The sequence below is a fragment of the Shewanella algicola genome (assembly GCF_014648035.1).
In the GTDB taxonomy this organism is placed as follows: Bacteria; Pseudomonadota; Gammaproteobacteria; order Enterobacterales; family Shewanellaceae; genus Shewanella; species Shewanella algicola.
In genome coordinates this window covers 13,525-31,030 of the sequence record NZ_BMQI01000013.1, presented here as the reverse complement: position 1 = coordinate 31,030, position 17,506 = coordinate 13,525, and the positions used below count along the sequence as shown (strand labels likewise).

Sequence of the window (17,506 nt, the reverse complement as noted above, 5' to 3'; positions counted from 1 at the left end):
AAAGTGAATAAAATTTCGCGATGCGAGTCATCGTTGCCATTGTGATTAGGCATTTTATATTGATGACATTAGCGTATTGCGATGAGTGCAGATCATAGCGTGTTTTGGGTATAAAAACCTGACAAATAAGCTCCCCACGAAGGGAATTGTTTGCTGTAGCGGCAATTATAAATCGTGGTGTGGTAATTAAGCATACAGAGGGCTGCACTAAATGAGTGTTTAAGCGTCGACACTTGACAGGGTAGAGTAACTATTCTACCTTGCGTGTAGAATGAATACTCTACTAAGAGGGTAAGATGTTAAAGCAACAAATTGCTGCACGATTGGAACAGGCATTTAGCCTGTATGGCTTTGCTGAACCCAGTGTGGCGCAGTTAAAAACAGCCAGTGAGGTGAGTTTACGTACCTTATATAAACATTATCCGTCGAAAGAGGCGATGATCATTGGCGCGCTTACATACCGGCATCAACGTTATTTGGATTTTTTACAACAAGACTCACCAGCTACAGGAATTGAAGCTGTTAATCATATTTTTACCCAACTTAAATTATGGATGCAGCAATATGCGCCACATGGGTGTATGTCGATGAACGCCATTGCAGCTTTTCCTGATAATGCTGAAATAACCCTAGCCGTTAAACAACATAAACAAGATGTTCGCCAGTTTTTAGCCCAACAAAGCCTGCGAGCCGACTTAGCCACGCAGTTATTTTTACTCCATGAAGGTATATCAAGTGCATGGCCTTTATTGGGGGAGGAGACAATTGTGTCGGCTCACCAAACTGTTAAACAACTTATGGAGATAAACTCATAATGAATACCATTCCAAGTGTTATGAAGGGCGTGCAATTACTCGGGCATGGTGGTCCTGAAATGCTGCAATACCGTGCCGATATTGCGGTTCCGACTCCACATGCTGATGAAGTGTTAATCCAAGTGTTAGCCGCAGGGATGAATAATACTGACATTAATACGCGTATTGCTTGGTATTCTAAAGCCGAAGGCGATAGCGCTGATGCGAGTTGGTCTGGTAATCCGTTAACTTTTCCACGTATTCAAGGAGCGGATGTCTGCGGTGTAATTGTTGCTGTCGGTAAGAATGTTAATCAACAACGTATTGGCGAGCGTGTGCTAATTGAACCTTGCATAAGGCAGGTAAAAGGGGTGTCATTGGACTTGCCTTGGTATTTTGGTTCTGAATGTGACGGAGGGTTTGCTAAATATACTGTTGTTGATGCCAAGCATGCCTATGCTATTAACAGTAAGTTGACTGATGCAGAATTAGCTTCGTTTCCTTGCTCTTATTCAACTGCAGAAAACATGTTAACCCGAGCAAAGGTAACAGCTAACGATCGTGTGCTTATTTCAGGTGCCTCTGGTGGTGTGGGTTCTGCAGCTGTGCAGTTAGCTAAAGCTCGCGGCGCGTATGTGATTGCAATAACGAGTCCAAGTAAAAATCAGCAACTATTAGATTTAGGTGTCGATCAGGTTATCGCAAGAGATGCTGATTTGGTTGATGTTCTAGGTGAAAATAGTGTTGATGTGGTGATTGATCTTGTGGCCGGAGAACAATGGCCGCAGTTTTTGTCGGTGTTAAAACCGGGTGGCCGTTATGCTGTATCTGGTGCAATTGGTGGTGCATTAGTTGAGCTGGATATCAGAACATTATACTTAAAAGATTTAAGCTTTTTTGGTTGTACTGTACTTGAGCCACAAGTCTTTCAAAATCTGGTTAATTGTATAGAACAAGGCAAAGTTAACCCTATTATTGCCAAGACTTTTCCCTTACAAGACATTAATGCTGCGCAAGAAGTCTTTTTACAAAAACATTATGTTGGTAAGTTTGTGTTAACAATTTGAACGGCAAAAATAAATACTCATCATAATAGGCATATTGGTAAATAACAGGTGAGGGTGTTCGATTTACTATACTGATAAAATAGATATAAAAACGGCTTACCTTCAACGGGTAAGCCGTTTTTGCAACTAACTCGTCTATTCCGGTTTGTTGCAATTGTCTGGTAAGTGTTGTGACCTAGTGCTTAGTTGGTTAATAACCTTAATGATAATGGTTTACATTAGTGTGTGCGTTATGTATAATCCGCGTAAATTTACATAGCTTTATACAAGCTTACGGTGTTCACTTTGACCCATCAGGATAACCAAATGAAAAAAACGTTAATTGCGGCTACTTTATTAAGCCTGTTTGCTAGCCACTATGCTACTGCGTCTGACGAAACAACTGAATTACGCCAAATCATTGAACAGCAACAAAAAGTATTAAAAGATCTTGAGAAGCGTCTAGAACAAACTGAACAGCGTGTAGAAACCACTGCCGATGTTGTTGAAGCAACAGCGTCTAGCAAGTCAGCAACTACCATTGGTGGTTATGGCGAATTGCATTACAACAACATTACTGACAACAAGACGGGTAACGATAAAAAAGAATTCGATTTCCACCGTTTTGTGTTATTTGTTGGCCATGAATTTAACAGCACAACTCGTTTTTTCTCTGAACTAGAAGTTGAACACTCGCTTGCTGGTGAAGGTAAAAAAGGCGAAGTTGAGTTAGAGCAGGCTTATATCGAGCATGACTTCAATGAAATGCTTACCGGTAAAGCGGGTCTATTTTTAATGCCAGTCGGTATTATTAACGAAACTCATGAACCGAATACGTTTTACGGTGTTGAGCGTAACCCGGTAGAAAAAGACATTATCCCAGCAACATGGTGGGAAGGTGGTTTAACGCTTAATGTTAAAGCCGCTCCTGGCTTAGCATTTGATACAGCAGTGACTTCTGGTTTGTATTTAGACCAAAGCTCGGGTTACAAAATCCGTAATGGTCGTCAAAAAGTATCTGAAGCCAAAGGTGAAGATTTAGCCTATACCGGCCGTGTTAAGTACACTGCTGTACCAGGTTTAGAGCTTGCTGCGACTGTACAATATCAATCAGATTTAACGCAAGGTGAAGCGGGTGTTGATACTGCCTCTGCAACCTTAGTAACAGCACATGCTATTTACAGCATCGAAAACTTTACCGTTAAAGCATTATTTGCTCAGTGGGACATCGACGGTCAAGAAGCTGAAGCGTTAGGTCGTGATAAGCAAAATGGTTTCTATATTGAGCCTGCTTACCGTATTAATGACCAGTTTGGTGTATTTGCTCGTTACAACGAGTGGGACAACAATGCCGGTGACAGCGCGGACACCAAGAAAAAGCAAACTAACGTGGGTGTGAACTACTGGTTACACGAAAACGTAGTGTTTAAAGCTGACTTTGAAAAAATCAGCGGTGCTGCTGACTCAGATGGCTTTAACCTAGGCGTTGGTTATCAGTTCTAAGCACTGACAAGTCTTAACGTTATTTTCGGTAAAACCGATTATCGATAAAAATGGGTGCCAACAGTGTATATTGTCGGCACCCGTATTTTTTATGATTGCTTATGGATGGTATGTGCCAATGTTTCGTTCGGTGTTAGTGTTTTTTATACTGTTGTTTGTAGGATATATACCAACGCATAGCGCGCAGGCTGCCACCCAATACCAGTCAAATGATGCATTTATAAGCCAGGCATTTAACGGCAATAGCGGTGATGCCAAAGTGTTATGGCTCGATGATGATTTAAAACAAGCTGTAGAGGCAATTTTAGCCCATCGATTTACTAAAATGCGCGTGCGTTATTGGTTACATAATAATGAGACCGTGTGGATTATGGATGAGATTGGTAAAGAGTCTCCGATTACTGTGGGTATTCACGTAAAAAATCAGCAAATTGCTCAAACTAAAGTATTGGTGTACCGAGAAAGCCGTGGTGATGAAGTACGCCATGATTTTTTTACCGACCAATTTAAAGCGGCAAAATTAACTGAGCAACATCAGCTCGACAAACACATTGACGGCATTACCGGGGCAACCTTGTCTGTGAGAGCATTAACAAAACTCTCGCGCATCGCATTGTTGCTAGATGCCCATATCAATCAATAAGCCATTTTTAAGCAGGTTAGCGTGACAAAACCCTCTAGAAACAGTCTACGAATTCAATTTTTACGCGTACTTCGCCCTTGGCATCGTCGCTTAGGCTTGGCGAGCGCGTTGTTTATTCTGCTGTTAACCTTAACGGGTGTCGCTATTAACCACAGTGATGACTTAGGTTTAGATAAAACCGGTGTGACTCAAGCATGGTTATTAGATTATTACGGCATTGCTGCGCCTAAGCATGTTGCTCAATTTGGCCAGATTTCTTCTGCTTTATACATTACCGACAACTTACTGTGGCAAAATCAACAGATGATTTTAGAGGCTGCTGACACCCTAATAAGTGCCACGTTTGCCAGTAATATGATCGTAGCGATAGATGCGCAGCAGTTATATTTATTTGATAAACAAGGCCAGTTACAAGAAACCCAAGGTAGCAGCACTGGGCTGCCTGCGGATTTGCTTGGATTAGCGGTTGTTGATAATCGAGTATGGCTTAATACGGCTAATGGTATTTACCAAGCCGATGAGCAACTTATTGACTGGCAATTAGCGTCGTTACCGAATAGATTTAATGCCTGGGTCAGTGCCAATAATGAGATAGACAAGGCCATCATTAATCGAGCCCGCAGCGCCAACTTAAGCTGGCAACGAGTCATGTTTGATTTGCACAGTGGGCGCTTGTTTGGTCATTTAACGATATGGCTATGGGACTTGTTTGCCCTCGCATTATTGATGGTGTCGTTGAGCGGCTTTTGGATTTGGTTAAAACAAAAACCGCCAAGATAAACTATTTTATTTTACGCTTTAGCGTTCAAACTGATAGACAGTATCACTGAGCTTGTTGGCCAGATTATTCAATTTGCTACCTGCTTCACTTATTTGGTAGTTGCCTTCTGACACTGTTTCACCTAATAGTCTGAAATCCTGGACCTTAAGTTTAACGGTATTCGCTTGTTGTTGAGAGGCTTGTGCTAGCATGGCGGCTTCTTGGCTAAGCGTTGCCAGTGACAAAATGGTTTGTCTGCTTTGCTCTAAAGTAATGACCAACTGTTTAGCAAGCTCTACAGACTCCTGAGCCTTTTGTTGATTTGATGACATATTGCCGACGGCAGATTGAATAGAGTCAACAATATTGGCCAGCATGCTGTTAATTTCTACCGTTGATTGGTGCGTGCGCACAGCTAAGGTTCTAATTTCATCCGCGACTACCGCGAAACCTCTACCAGACTCTCCAGCTCGAGCCGCTTCAATGGCGGCATTCAAGGACAATAAATTAGTTTGTGAAGCAATATCTGCAATGGTTTTTACCACGGTGGCCACTTGTTTACCTGAGTTTTGCAAAGTTAATAGCATACTTGCGGTGGTTTCAATGTCGTCAGCTAACACACTAATGCTGGTGGCTGTATGTTGTACTTCTTGCTGACCAGCGGCCATGCTTTGCGCGCCTTGTTGTGCTGAATCCGCTGCACTTTGAGAGTGCTCAACACTTTGCTCCATGTGTTGCTCTAGTTGTGACATGACATCAACTAAGCTCACAATCGTGTGTTGTAACTCATCTACAGATGCAGAAGAGGTTTCCGTTGAACGACTCAGCTGTGCCACGGTTTGGCTGATACTGGCGATAGCGTCATGTACGTCATTCATTCCTAAGCGGAATACCTTGATTAATCCATTAACGCTGGTGGCCACATTACTGATTTCAACAATACATTCATCAGAGAGTTGAGCTTTTAGGTTGCGGTTTTGAGCAATACGAGTCAGGTCGTTTGACAGTTGTTGGATAGGACTGGCAATTTGTTTTTGCGCCGCTAAATATGCACCTACAGCCACCAATACCATAAGGCCCACCAGCACATATATCAGCAATGTATTGTCACCCAATTCTTTTTGGATGTTCATCGCATTTTGATTGGCTTGGCCTGAGATATCTTGTGCAAGTGTATCAAGGCGGTCTTTTAAGTCATTAGCACTATTATTTAATAAGCTTAGTTGTTCGCGAGCATTATCCCAATCAACAGATTGCTTGCTCATAGTTGACTCAAGTGCAGATAAAGCCGCATACAGGGCGTCAATTTGTGGCATTAATGGCGTAGATATTACGCTGTTGAGTTGTCGATATTGTTGGTTTAGATTCTCGCTAAGCAGATTTTTTTGTTCACTAAACTCGGTCACACTAATGGTTGTGCCATACAATGAATATCCCATTAACACTAATTCTTTAGCATGGCTTTGTACGTTGGTAATGCTCTTAAGTGCTGGTAATGTACCGTCAACAAAGCCTGCAACTTCAAGTTTTACGGTTTGATTGCTGCTACTGAGTAGGCCTGCTGCGACTAAAGTCATAATGACAGTTGCGGCGTAGCCTAACAAGATTCGGGCTTTTATGGTGTTAAACGCATTAAGCATGGTGATACCTTAGGTTTTTAGGCGCAATAAAAGGATAAGACCTGACAAGTGTGATTTTATGTTCAAGCGTGCTGATCTTTAAACATTGTATTTACACTATGATGATAAGTGCTAAATATCAATGTTAGCGCTCAAGCGAAGATTGTTTTATTAAAAATGTATCGGCAGCTCTAATGGCTTCTTTAAGATAAAAAAGAGCATCTAAATTGATGCTCTTTTTTATTAGTGCGTATTAAGCAATTTCAATATCGTTGCTAGAGGCAAATTGAATAGCATTACCAAAGACAAACTTGTTGGCAAGTAGCGCAAATGATACGCAGGCTGCTAAGGTTACTGGCATTAAATGAATGTAGTGCCAGCTTGAATAGAATGGTGAAAACTCGAATGTTAATGAGGCATACAGCAACACGCCAAAGATAACCGCGCCAATGCCTGCACGAGCATCAATATTTTTAAACATTAAGCCGACAATGAATATCGATAAAATAGGCATACTGAGTAAACCATTTAACTGTTGTAATAGGTTAATAATACTCTCAGCTTGTTGGTAAATAGGTACCAGAGTCAATGTCAGTATGCTCAATAACAAGGTCACCCAACCACTCAAGCGCACTACGTTAGGATCTTTCTTAATATAGGCTTCATGAATATCGCATACATACAGCGCAGTTGCCGAGTTGAGCAAGCTGTTGTAGGTCGACAAAACGGCAGCGGCCATTGCAGCAGCAAACACACCAGTTAACCATGTCGGCATTAAGTCGCCAACAATGCGCCCATAGGCTGCATCGCCAATATCGCCGTACAATTTGTACGACACAATACCTGGGATAACCACAATCGCAGGGACAATTAAAATGCGAATACCGGCAGCGGCAAAGACCCCTTTTTGTGCCTCTTTAAGGGTGGGGGCTGCCATTGCACGTTGGGTGATTGTTTGGTTGGTGCCCCAGTAAAACATTTGAATAAAGATCATACCGGTAAGCAGAGTATGCCAAGGCAAGGGTGAATCATTGTCACCAATAAAGGTTAACCGTTCAGCTGGGATGTCAGAGAAATCATAGTTAATGGCATTTAAGGCTAAAAACACCACAAAAATGGCCATACCTAAAAGCAATACGCCTGAATAAGTGTCTGATACCGCAACTGCACGTAAGCCACCAAAGAAGGCATAAACCGCACCCAACGTGGCAAAAGCAACTGCAATATACATTAACGGAATGTCGACATTAAACATGGTTTGCATAAACAGCGCCCCAGAATAAATCACCGCAGGCATGTAGATAAATGCGTTACCTAAAAAGAAAATAGCGCCAATAACGGCACGTATATGTTTATTGTTATATCGTTTTTCTAGCAGTTCGGTTGTTGTTGTACAGTTGTATTTATAATAAACAGGCAAAAACAATTTAGCTAAAATGATTAACCCGATAACCGCAGAAAACTCCCACCAAGCCAGTAATGCCATTTGGTTACCGTTCATCCCCACCAGCTGATCGGTACTCAAATTGGTTAATGTGATAGACCCGGCAACAAATATCCAACTTAAGCCTCCCCCAGCTAAGAAGTATTCTTTGTTTTGTGTGCTTTGATGCCGGTTGTTTCCGCGACACTTCATGTATGTGAGTAAACCGATAATTGCCGTGACCAAGGCAAATACCGATAATTGGATCATGTTTTCAGACATTGTTTTTCCTTTCCCAATCGAGTGTTGGGTATTGTTATGCTGCCGTTGTTTTTTTGCTGACTTCTAGTTTTATGTTTTTAATTGGCGATAATTTTGCAACCTTATTGTGGCGTTTTATCAGACTATTAAGCTGAAATAACGACATCAACATGGCTTGTAATGGTGCTAAATATCCCTTGTGGTGCAGTTCAAATAAGGCATCTTTATCGAGTGATTGCAGTTTGTCTTCGTCGATGGTGTATAAGCCAGATAAACTGGGTGTGCTGCCATCTTGGTGTTGTACCAAAATATTTATCGGACGCAACAAACCGAGTTGGCTAATGTATTGGTTAAATTCCTGGGTACGAATATCGTTTTTGATATCGGCTTCGAGTAAGGTTTTAACTCTAGACAAATGCAGTGATGCTTTGCCGTTGGCTTCAAAAATACTCTTGCCGCTGGTGGTTGAAAACACGGAGTGCGTCTGATCAACACCAATGGTGTATTGCTGTGGGTTTTCTGGCGACTTCATTAAGAAAAAAGGAAAGGTTTGCATGTTTGCTGGCATGTGTAATGCCGTCCATTGACCTTGTTCAATAAACAAGTTGCTCCCTTGCTCAAAACTGGTAAAGCCGGTTAATACCCACTGGCCGTTTTGACTATTACGCACATAAAAAATCGGCATACAACATGCAACTTGGGTTACTTCAGTAATACGCAGGCTCATAATGTTTTGCTGCTGGGCAAATTGAATGGCACAGTCGTCTGCTATACGTAAATTTTGATGTTGTTGTGGGGTTAATTCTGTCAGTGTTTTCATATTATTATTCTACTGTTGAGAGTGAGTTAACCATTGTTCAATAAAGTCACGATGAGGCGGCAGGGTGTTGAGCATCTGCTGTGTGAGCTGAACATTGCGGTTTAATATTTGCGACGCTTGCGCGTGTTGCTGGTACAAGTGGGCGTGTTGCGAATAGTCTGGCTTAAACTCCATACCATAAAGAACATACTGATAACTGGCTGCAGGAAATAGCTCATTTGGACCAGTAAAGTCTTTGCTGGTGGGGCCTCTAAATGCCCACATGCTTAGGTCGTCTTGTAGGCTTTGCGGGATAGAGTCTGGATTACAGTGCGCCTGCCAATATGGCTCTGGACGTTTGGTTAACATGTAATGAAGTTTTAAAAAATCGACGATACGACCCCAGCGATAATCCATTTGTTGATTAAAGCGCTTGGCCGTTAATGCCATGATGTTATCGTTAACGGGTAAATTCTCAGCAATGTAGCGGGCTGATATTTCAATCAGCATAATGGCGGTTGCTTCAAGTGGCTCTACAAATCCTGCCGACATCCCCACAGCGACACAGTTATTTTGCCAAAAACGTTCACGGTGGCCGCTTTGGTAACGAATATGCTTTACGGGTAATCCGTCTGCTTTAGGACCAATATAACGACGTAAATTGGCTTCTGCTTGTTCGTCGCTCATAAAGCGGCTTGAGTAAACATGACCTACGCCGCGGCGGTGCGTTAAGCCGATATCCCAAATCCAACCAGAATCTTGTGCGGTTGCGATAGTGTGTGAAGCAATGGGGCTGTCTGCATTGTCGTAAGGCACTTGCATGGCGATTGCGCGGTCATTAAACAGTACATGGTCGAGCTTAATGAAGGGAACGTTTAAGGTTTTTCCGAGCAATAACGATGCAAACCCGGTGCAGTCAATAAATAAGTCACCTTCGATAGGAGCTTGATCGATAAGTGTTACATGGCTGATATTGCCCTGGCTGTCGACGCTAGCATGGTCGACCGTACCAATAATGTGATTAACGTTGAGCTGGGTTTTACAGTGTTGTTTGAGCAAGTCGGCAAAGGCGCCCGCATCGAGGTGGTAGGCATAGTTGCATGTGCCTTGATAGTCACCTTCTGCCATGCTGCGCGGCGCAAGGCCTGACTCGCAAATAGCATGTTGAAAATTGGTTTGTTCGGCGTAATCTTTAATATTATCAATATATGGCGCCAAATCGAGGCGGCCGTAGCCCAGTGGTACAGTAAAAGGATGATAATAAAAGTCGCCATTGCCATGCACCCAGCTGACAAATTTGCCGCCTTGTTTAAACGTCGCATGGCACTTTCTAAAAACATCACTTTCGTTCAACCCTATTTGTTGTAGGGTATTTTTCATGGTTGGCCAAGTGCCTTCATCCACTCCAACAGTTGGAATATCTGACGACTCGATTAAGCTTATGTCTATCGCCTGGCCTGTTTGGCTTTTATGATGCGATGCAATGATGGCTGCCGTTAACCAGCCCGCTGTTCCGCCGCCCACAATGATTATTTTTTTTACTGCTTTTGCCATTGGGTTAACATCCTGTTTGCAATTGAGTGCTTAAACACTATCACAAGGTGAAGTTTGTCGGTCTTGTTATAAACAAAAAGACAGGTGCGCTTGCACCTGTCTTTTTAAGGCTTATAACTTAGAACTTGCCTCTTAACCCTACTGCGTAGCGTGAACCGTTGTCTTCAACCGAGTAAACTTGGTTGGCGAAGCGGCCCGTTTGTACTAGTTCTTCTTCAGTGATGTTAATACCTTCAACAAAAACAGAAATGTTTTCGTTAATGTCATAGCTGGCGCTAATATCCCACTGTCCGAAAGTTTCAGTTTTAATTGGCTCACCGTTAAAACCGTTATCTAGTTGACGTAAAAAACCTTCACGGTTGTTAAATGCAACGCGTGCTTGCCAGTTGTCTTGCTCGTAGAACACGATTAAGTTTTGTGAGTCACCTAAACCTTCAAGCGCGAAGCTTTGGGTAGAGTTAGCATCCACTTTAACGTTGCTATCTACCACTGTAGCGTTAGCGGTTACACCAAAACCGTTGTCGAATACGTGAGTTAACGCAATTTCGTAACCGGTAATACGTGCAGATTCACCATTGCGTGGACGGGTCACTGTATACACTTCAGACTGACCATTTAATTCTTCTGTGGTCGCTACAACGTCGCTAGTACATAGATCTGAGTTAGCGGTGCTACAGTTGTAATCAGGACCACTACGATCGGTCATTTGGTAAGTTTCTTCACCGGTTAAACTTACGATGAAGTCGTCGACTTCTTTGCTGAAGAATGCAAAGCTAAATAAGCTCGCATCGTCGTAGTACCATTCGTAAGACACGTCCCAGTTTTCAGAACGGAACGGCTCTAGCGCAGGGTTACCACCACTTGCGGTTAAGTTTTGACGGCGTGGCTCATTAAAGTTTGTCGCAGGCGAAAGCTGAGACATGGTTGGGCGAGTTAATGAGTCATACACAGCAAAGCGTAAAACCATATCGTCTTGCAGATCTAACTTAATGTTTAAGCTTGGTAATAGGTTAGAGTAAGATGTGCCTTGGGTAATGTTTTCCGCTGGGCCATAAAAGTTTTGAAACAAGGTTGCATCGCTGGTAGGAGCTACGTCTGAGATATAGCTTTGTACTGCACTTACATCCACATCGGTATTTGAGTAACGCGCACCAAAATCAACGGTTAATGGCATATCGCCAACGTCATAGATAAACGTGAAGTTCATGTATAGGCTGGTGACATCTTCATTAATGGTATAACGGTTGTTTTGTAATGTTGGCGTAATGGGGTAGCCTTCAGCAGCTAAGTAATCCACCATCGCATCACCGTCATAGGTGTAGAAGGTGTCGATTAAGCCAGAGAAATAGTTGTTGGCTGTGTAAGGTCTAAAATCAATCGCGTCGATTGGAGCCTCGGTGCCGTAGCCACAGAATTGACATTGACTACCAAAAATTTGATAGCTCGATTTTTCACGTTCTTGACGATAAACACCGAATTTAGCTTTGGTAAAAACTAACGAATCGGGGGTGTATTCAAAATCAGCTTTAAACTCAGTGATTTCATCTTCATCGCTGAATTGATTACCTTTTTCGTTATAATGCAAACGCGCTAGATTCGCGTCAGGCAAGCTGCCATTTGTAAACCCATCATGAACGACTGTTGGCACGCCGCCGGTGCCATCAAACGCAAAACTGTTTATCATACCCACAACGTTAAAGCGGTCACGCCCAGCACGGTCGTTTTCTGCATTTGAGTTTGATACGTCAAAGTTAGCTTTTAATTGGTCTGTTACATCCCATTTCACATTTAAGCCAACACCGCTGTTAGTCACATCGCGAGAGTTACGTGTGTGCGATACAAAGTCGGTGGCTGGATCGCCACTGCCTTGATGTAACCCCACGTCTTGGGTAAATGATAATAATGTCCCAGTAGAAGGATCAATCGTGGCACTGCCGACACGATCGGGTTCAAACCATGAGGCTAAATCGGTCACTTGTGAGTCGACTTCAAACTTAGAGATAAAGCCGTCTAAAGTAATGCTGACATCGTCAGAGGGTGCATATTGAAACACTAAACTGGCGTTGGTACGGGTACGGTCTTGTTCATCAACGATTTGGTCCCAGTTACGTGGGATATAAGCGTTTGTGAACAACACACCATCTCGTGCGTTAGAAATCGTTTGGCCGCCGCGCCAGCCTGCTGTATTAATTTGGTTAATTTGCACGCTACGTTCTTGATGGCTTACTGCCAATAACACACCCATGGTTTCGTCATTAAAGGTGTTACTGATTAAGCCTGAAACCGCAGGAGATACGTCTTCTGAAAGGCTTTCGTACATGCCTTTTACTGAACCTACAATTTGCAAGCCGCTGTAATCAAATGGACGTGCCGTTGTTAGGTCGATTGTGCCGCCAATGCCGCCTTCTTGCATACTAGCATTGGTGGTTTTGTATACGTTGGCGCCGGTAATTTGCTCAGCAGCCAAGATGTCGAAGTTAAACTCACGACCTGCACTGTCGGTTGCCATTTGGCGGCCGTTAACCAGTACCGTGTTAAATTGTGGGCCAAAACCTCGAACGGTAACGGCTTGACCTTCGCCGCCGCTACGGTCAATAGAGACACCTGTAATACGTTGTAATGACTCTGCAACGTTTAAGTCTGGAAATTTACCCAGATCTTCTGCCGAAATACCATCTGAAACCACGGATGCGGATTTCTTGTCGGCCATAGAGTTTTTTAAACTGCTGCGGATCCCTTTTACAGCAATGACTTCAATTTGCTCATTGGCTTGAGTTTCAGCTTCTGCTGCTGTTACTCCGTGAACACTGCCAATTGCCCCAGCAATAGCAAGTGCTAACGTTGTCCTCTTACCAAAAGTAGCGATTCCTTTTGTAGACATTTTTCTTCCCCCAGTTGATGTTGTTGCTTTTTTATAAATCTTGATTTTTAAATTAAAGCTTATTTATCTTATAAATATAGTAAGTGAGGTTAAATATCAACCTTTTCTTAACAATGTGACCTATGTCAAATTCTGATTTTGTTGTTTTTTAGGTTGTTTTTTGAACGAAACATGTGTGGGTATCACAATGAAATTCACAGGGATATTTTGATTTTTATTATTTATCAGGTTGTTACGTGTTACTTTTGAGGTGGTGATATATATTTTATCAGCTTTACATTTGTTGGTTTTTTGTTGTGGTTTTACTGCGAATTCAATTTGTGATATTGAAAACAAACCGTCAAAAATCGACAGTTTGTTTTCAGAATGGTAATCGCTAAACGACTAAGGCTTAGGCTTTTTCATATCCCATGACATTCCTGTCGCGTAGCGATGGGCAAACCCTTTCCATGCGGGTGTTGGGTTGCCTTGGGCATCTTGTTCATTTGATTGACCATTGAGCTGTAAGAATGCACATTTATCTTGTTGATTTTTAACATGACAATTCATCATGGCTAATGCGAAGTGTTTATTGATAGTGTTGAGTTGAGTGTTGCTCCATGCTGGCTCAAAGTAATGACCAAGGTCTATTTCATTTTGGTAAGCAATGTGTGGTGCAGGATGAGGCGCTATGTTGTGGCGTGCGTTGTGGTAGGTAAGCATATAAGTGCTGTCGCCACCGGTTTTTTGGTATAACGATTGGATGCCTTTGTACCCTGAAATATCATCAAGGTCGCCAGAAACATATAACGTTGGGGTCGTGATTTTGGCAAGCGACTCAGAATTAAACAGTTGATAGTTTCCGCCCCAAGGTGCCATGGCTATCATGGCTTTCCATTTAGGGTCGACTTTTGCTGGCGCAGATTGACCACCAGCACAGGTATTGAGCAATGCAATCGCACCATTAATCACATTCACATCTTTACTGCCGGTAAACGTGGCCGCGGTTTGTTGATTAAATTGGTAACAGCCGCCAACGGTATTTACCGCACCATAGCCGCCCATTGAATAACCAATTAATCCAGCACGTTGAGTGTCGATTATGCTGCTAACAAAATTGTCTGTGTTAGTAAAATAATCAAGAGTAAATTGCTGATCGCGAGAGCGATTCAGTAGCGTACTAAAAAAACCACTAAACGGTGCATTAACCATGTCGACGTCGGCATTGGTCGAGTCGGTATGATCAAGTGCTGCCACCACATAACCGTGTGAGGCTAAATGCTCTGCCAAATAAAACATAATGGTGCGATAACCGGTATAGCCGTGCGATAACACCACTAATGGGAATGGCTGGCCTGTTAAGTTAACCACTTCGGCTTCGCGAATGGCATTGCCTTGTAATGCAAAGGGTAAGCCTAAGCGCGTTTCGTCACGGTAAACTGCTTTGGGTGTGGTTGTAGGAGTTTTATTGGTTGGGTACCAAACTTCTACGGTTAGCTTTCGGTCTTCAAGGGTTTGGCTGCTCGGGTTAAATTGTTTTTTATTCACCAGCTGAACCGTTTTTACACCCACTGAATATTGGCCAATTTGAGCTAATTCAGGCAGGGCTTCTTTGGGCAGCAATGTTGGATAAAGTTGCTCAGGTTGAGATGCTGCATTGGTGTCTGGATTTAGTGTGCCTGCCACCACGACAGTGGAGGTGCTTAACCATAATAATGCTGCGCAGCTGAGCGTCTTTTTATACATTTAATGCTGTCCTTTTCGGTAGTTCATTTCCATATGCATCAATAAGGCTGATGCATAGCGGGTGCTAATTCTTGCCCGCATAGCGTGTTGATACAAATGAGTGTAGGCTTTTAGTATGGTTGTACTGTCAGTCCGTTACCTGCGGTACACACATAGATGTCGGCTTGCAGATTACACTGGGCAAAGTATTGCTGTTCTACTGCTTGCTGAATGACCGCGACATCTTCGTGGCGACATAAACAAACAATCGCACCGCCAAAACCGCCTCCGGTCATGCGTACTGCACCACGATCGCCCAGTGCTTGTTGGCAAATTTGCACTAGGCCGTCGGTTGCTGGCACGGTCACTTCAAAGTCATGCTTGAGTGACTGGTGCGATGCGGTCATCAATATTCGCAGTTGTTCAATGTCGTTATTGGCTAGCGCTTTGGTTGCGGCAATCACGCGGTCGTTTTCGGTAATAACATGATGGGCGCGGGCAAACTCGTCTGCGCTCATTTGCGGTTTTGTTTGCGCTAGTAATGTCAAATTAGCGTCGCGTAACGTGGTTAGGCCCATTTTGCTTGCGGCTTGTTCACAGTCTATGCGGCGTCGGTTGTATTCACTGTCGACTAACTTGCGTGGATAGTTTGAATTAACAATCACAATTGATAAGTCGGTAGGAATGGTTACCGCTTGAGTTTGTAGGTTTTGGCAGTCAATCAATAAGGCTTGGTCTTGTTGACCTTTAGCTGAAATGAGCTGATCCATAATGCCGCATTGGCAATCCATAAAGTCGTTTTCAGCTTCTTGGCCAAATAACGCAATTTGCTCTTCGCTAAGGTTCAAACCACAGACGTGATTAAACATACCTGCAATTGCCACTTCAAGGGCTGCAGACGATGATAAACCACTGCCTTGAGGGACGTTACTTTCAATCAGTAAATCAACACCATTGAGCTGGTGGCCCGCACGGTTTAGCACAAAAGCGACTGCGCGAATGTAGTTACCCCATTGCGAGCTACCTTGAGTAATCGTTTGATTAACCTCAAAGCTTTCTTGTTCATTGGGATACATTGTCGAAATAACATTAACGTTATTGTCGTTGCGTAAACGATAAAGCACTTGAGTGCGAAATGTTAAGGCGCAAGGTAAAACATACCCCTGGTTGTAATCGGTAAATTCACCAATCAAATTAACACGACCGGGTGCGCTGACCACACCTTGTGCATCTGATCCATATTGCTGGGTAAACAATGCCTGCAGCGCGCTGTTAGTCATGTTGATTTCCTTCGGTGTAGTGTACGTCGCTGGCATTTTTTAGTATTTTTGCAGCGGTTTCAGGGCTTAAATCGCGTTGGCTTTCGGCTAGCATCTCATAGCCGACCATGTGTTTTTTTACCGTAGCTGAGCGCAATAATGGTGGATAAAAGTGTGCATGCATGCGCCAGTGGCTATCATCGTCTAAGTCACTTGGGGCGCAGTGCCAACCCATCGAGTATGGGAAACTGCAATTAAACACGTTGTCATAACGGGTGGTGAGCACTTTTATGGCGTCAGCGAGAGCGGTTGATTGCGCTTCAGTTAATTGGCCAAAATGACGTACGTCATCTTTACTGACTAATAAGGTTTCAAATGGCCATGCCGCCCAAAATGGTACAACAACTAGCCAGTGGTCATTTTGGTATACCACACGTTCACCATCAGCTATTTCACGCTTAACGTAATCGGCGAGTAAATTGCTGCCGTGGGTTTGTTGGTATTGATGTTGGCTGGCTTGTTCTAATTGGATTTCTGTCGATAAATGGCTGTGGGCCCAAACTTGCCCGTGTGGGTGCGGTTGTGAGCAGCCCATCACGGCGCCTTTATTTTCAAAAATATGCACACAAGCATACTGGGCAGACAGTTCTACATAGTGCTGTTTCCAGGTATCGACAACGTCTTTAATTTCGTTAGCAGGTAGTTCGGGTAGGGTTTTATTGTGTTTAGGTGAAAAACAAATCACCCGACATTCGCCCGTGGCAGCTTCTATTTCAAATAATGGGTTTGTTTCAAGTTGTGCTGCTTGCTCTGCTACGTGAGGTGTGAGAGCGCCAAAGTCATTGGTGAACACAAAGGTTTTGTCATACTCAGGGTTATGGGTGTCATTAGCGCGTTGATTACCTGGGCACAATGGGCATGTCTCATCGTGTTCTGGTAAGTTTGAAGGGGCACTTTTTTCAGTCGCACCTAACCATGGACGGTTATTTCTGTGTGGCGACACTAGCACCCAATTACCCGTTAACGGGTTTTTTCGTCTGTGGGTAAATTCAAACTGGCTCATGGCAATCCTTTTATCTGTGTTTATGCTGTCGCCTTACCGTTTTTAGGGCAACATTCATACGATGATAAATTATACAAATTAATTTATATGATAAATACTACTATTAAGTATTTTATTTAACAAGATGTAATCAATTTCGACAAGATCTTTCTAATTCTGCTTGTCAATTAACGGTGAGTCACTCTATTATGTGATTA

At 43.1% G+C, this 17,506-nt stretch carries 13 protein-coding genes; 5 read left to right on the top strand and 8 right to left on the bottom strand.

Annotated features, from left to right (window positions below; all coding sequences use genetic code 11):
* Positions 1–296: 296 nt before the first annotated feature.
* From IEY42_RS07380 to IEY42_RS07360, 5 genes are all read left to right on the top strand, one after another.
* Entirely contained in the window at positions 297–815 is a 519-nt protein-coding gene (locus IEY42_RS07380) for a TetR/AcrR family transcriptional regulator (protein WP_188924661.1), read from the top strand.
* Positions 815–1,861 (top strand): alcohol dehydrogenase family protein, encoded by a 1,047-nt coding sequence (locus tag IEY42_RS07375; RefSeq protein ID WP_229779966.1) that lies wholly within the window; start codon positions 815–817, stop codon positions 1,859–1,861. The genes IEY42_RS07380 and IEY42_RS07375 overlap by 1 nt, the downstream gene beginning before the upstream one ends.
* Positions 1,862–2,167: 306 nt before the next feature.
* Positions 2,168–3,343 carry a porin gene (locus tag IEY42_RS07370; protein ID WP_188924660.1) on the top strand — a complete coding sequence of 392 codons (1,176 nt, stop codon included), beginning with the start codon at positions 2,168–2,170 and terminating at the stop codon, positions 3,341–3,343.
* A gap of 118 nt (positions 3,344–3,461) precedes the next feature.
* Positions 3,462–3,986, top strand: a complete 525-nt coding sequence (locus IEY42_RS07365; RefSeq protein ID WP_188924718.1) for an FMN-binding protein — start codon at positions 3,462–3,464, stop codon at positions 3,984–3,986.
* Positions 3,987–4,007: 21 nt separating this feature from the next.
* On the top strand, positions 4,008–4,766 hold the full coding sequence (locus IEY42_RS07360) for a PepSY-associated TM helix domain-containing protein (protein WP_188924659.1): 759 nt from the start codon (positions 4,008–4,010) through the stop codon (positions 4,764–4,766).
* 18 nt (positions 4,767–4,784) lie between these two features.
* Here the strand turns inward: IEY42_RS07360 and IEY42_RS07355 are convergent, their stop codons facing one another.
* The 8 genes from IEY42_RS07355 to IEY42_RS07320 all read right to left on the bottom strand — a co-directional run bounded on the left by IEY42_RS07355 (position 4,785) and on the right by IEY42_RS07320 (position 17,309).
* Positions 4,785–6,386: a methyl-accepting chemotaxis protein gene (locus IEY42_RS07355; protein ID WP_188924658.1), complete on the bottom strand. Its 1,602-nt coding sequence runs from the start codon at positions 6,384–6,386 to the stop codon at positions 4,785–4,787.
* Positions 6,387–6,618: 232 nt separating this feature from the next.
* Positions 6,619–8,070 (bottom strand): SLC5 family protein, encoded by a 1,452-nt coding sequence (locus IEY42_RS07350; RefSeq protein ID WP_188924657.1) that lies wholly within the window; start codon positions 8,068–8,070, stop codon positions 6,619–6,621.
* Between the two features lie 34 nt (positions 8,071–8,104).
* On the bottom strand, positions 8,105–8,869 hold the full coding sequence (locus tag IEY42_RS07345) for a SapC family protein (RefSeq protein ID WP_188924656.1): 765 nt from the start codon (positions 8,867–8,869) through the stop codon (positions 8,105–8,107).
* Positions 8,870–8,878: 9 nt separating this feature from the next.
* Positions 8,879–10,402, bottom strand: coding sequence for a tryptophan halogenase family protein (locus IEY42_RS07340; RefSeq protein WP_188924655.1), 1,524 nt, complete (start codon positions 10,400–10,402; stop codon positions 8,879–8,881).
* Between the two features lie 118 nt (positions 10,403–10,520).
* The gene (locus IEY42_RS07335; RefSeq protein ID WP_188924654.1) at positions 10,521–13,283 is read right to left on the bottom strand and encodes a TonB-dependent receptor; all 2,763 of its coding nucleotides are present in this window, start codon (positions 13,281–13,283) and stop codon (positions 10,521–10,523) included.
* Between the two features lie 384 nt (positions 13,284–13,667).
* The gene (locus IEY42_RS07330) at positions 13,668–15,008 is read right to left on the bottom strand and encodes an alpha/beta hydrolase family protein (RefSeq protein WP_188924653.1); all 1,341 of its coding nucleotides are present in this window, start codon (positions 15,006–15,008) and stop codon (positions 13,668–13,670) included.
* A 110-nt stretch (positions 15,009–15,118) separates the two neighbouring features.
* Positions 15,119–16,267, bottom strand: coding sequence for a galactokinase (galK, locus tag IEY42_RS07325; protein ID WP_188924652.1), 1,149 nt, complete (start codon positions 16,265–16,267; stop codon positions 15,119–15,121).
* On the bottom strand, positions 16,260–17,309 hold the full coding sequence (locus tag IEY42_RS07320; protein ID WP_188924651.1) for a UDP-glucose--hexose-1-phosphate uridylyltransferase: 1,050 nt from the start codon (positions 17,307–17,309) through the stop codon (positions 16,260–16,262). The genes galK and IEY42_RS07320 overlap by 8 nt, the downstream gene beginning before the upstream one ends.
* Positions 17,310–17,506 lie beyond the last annotated feature (197 nt).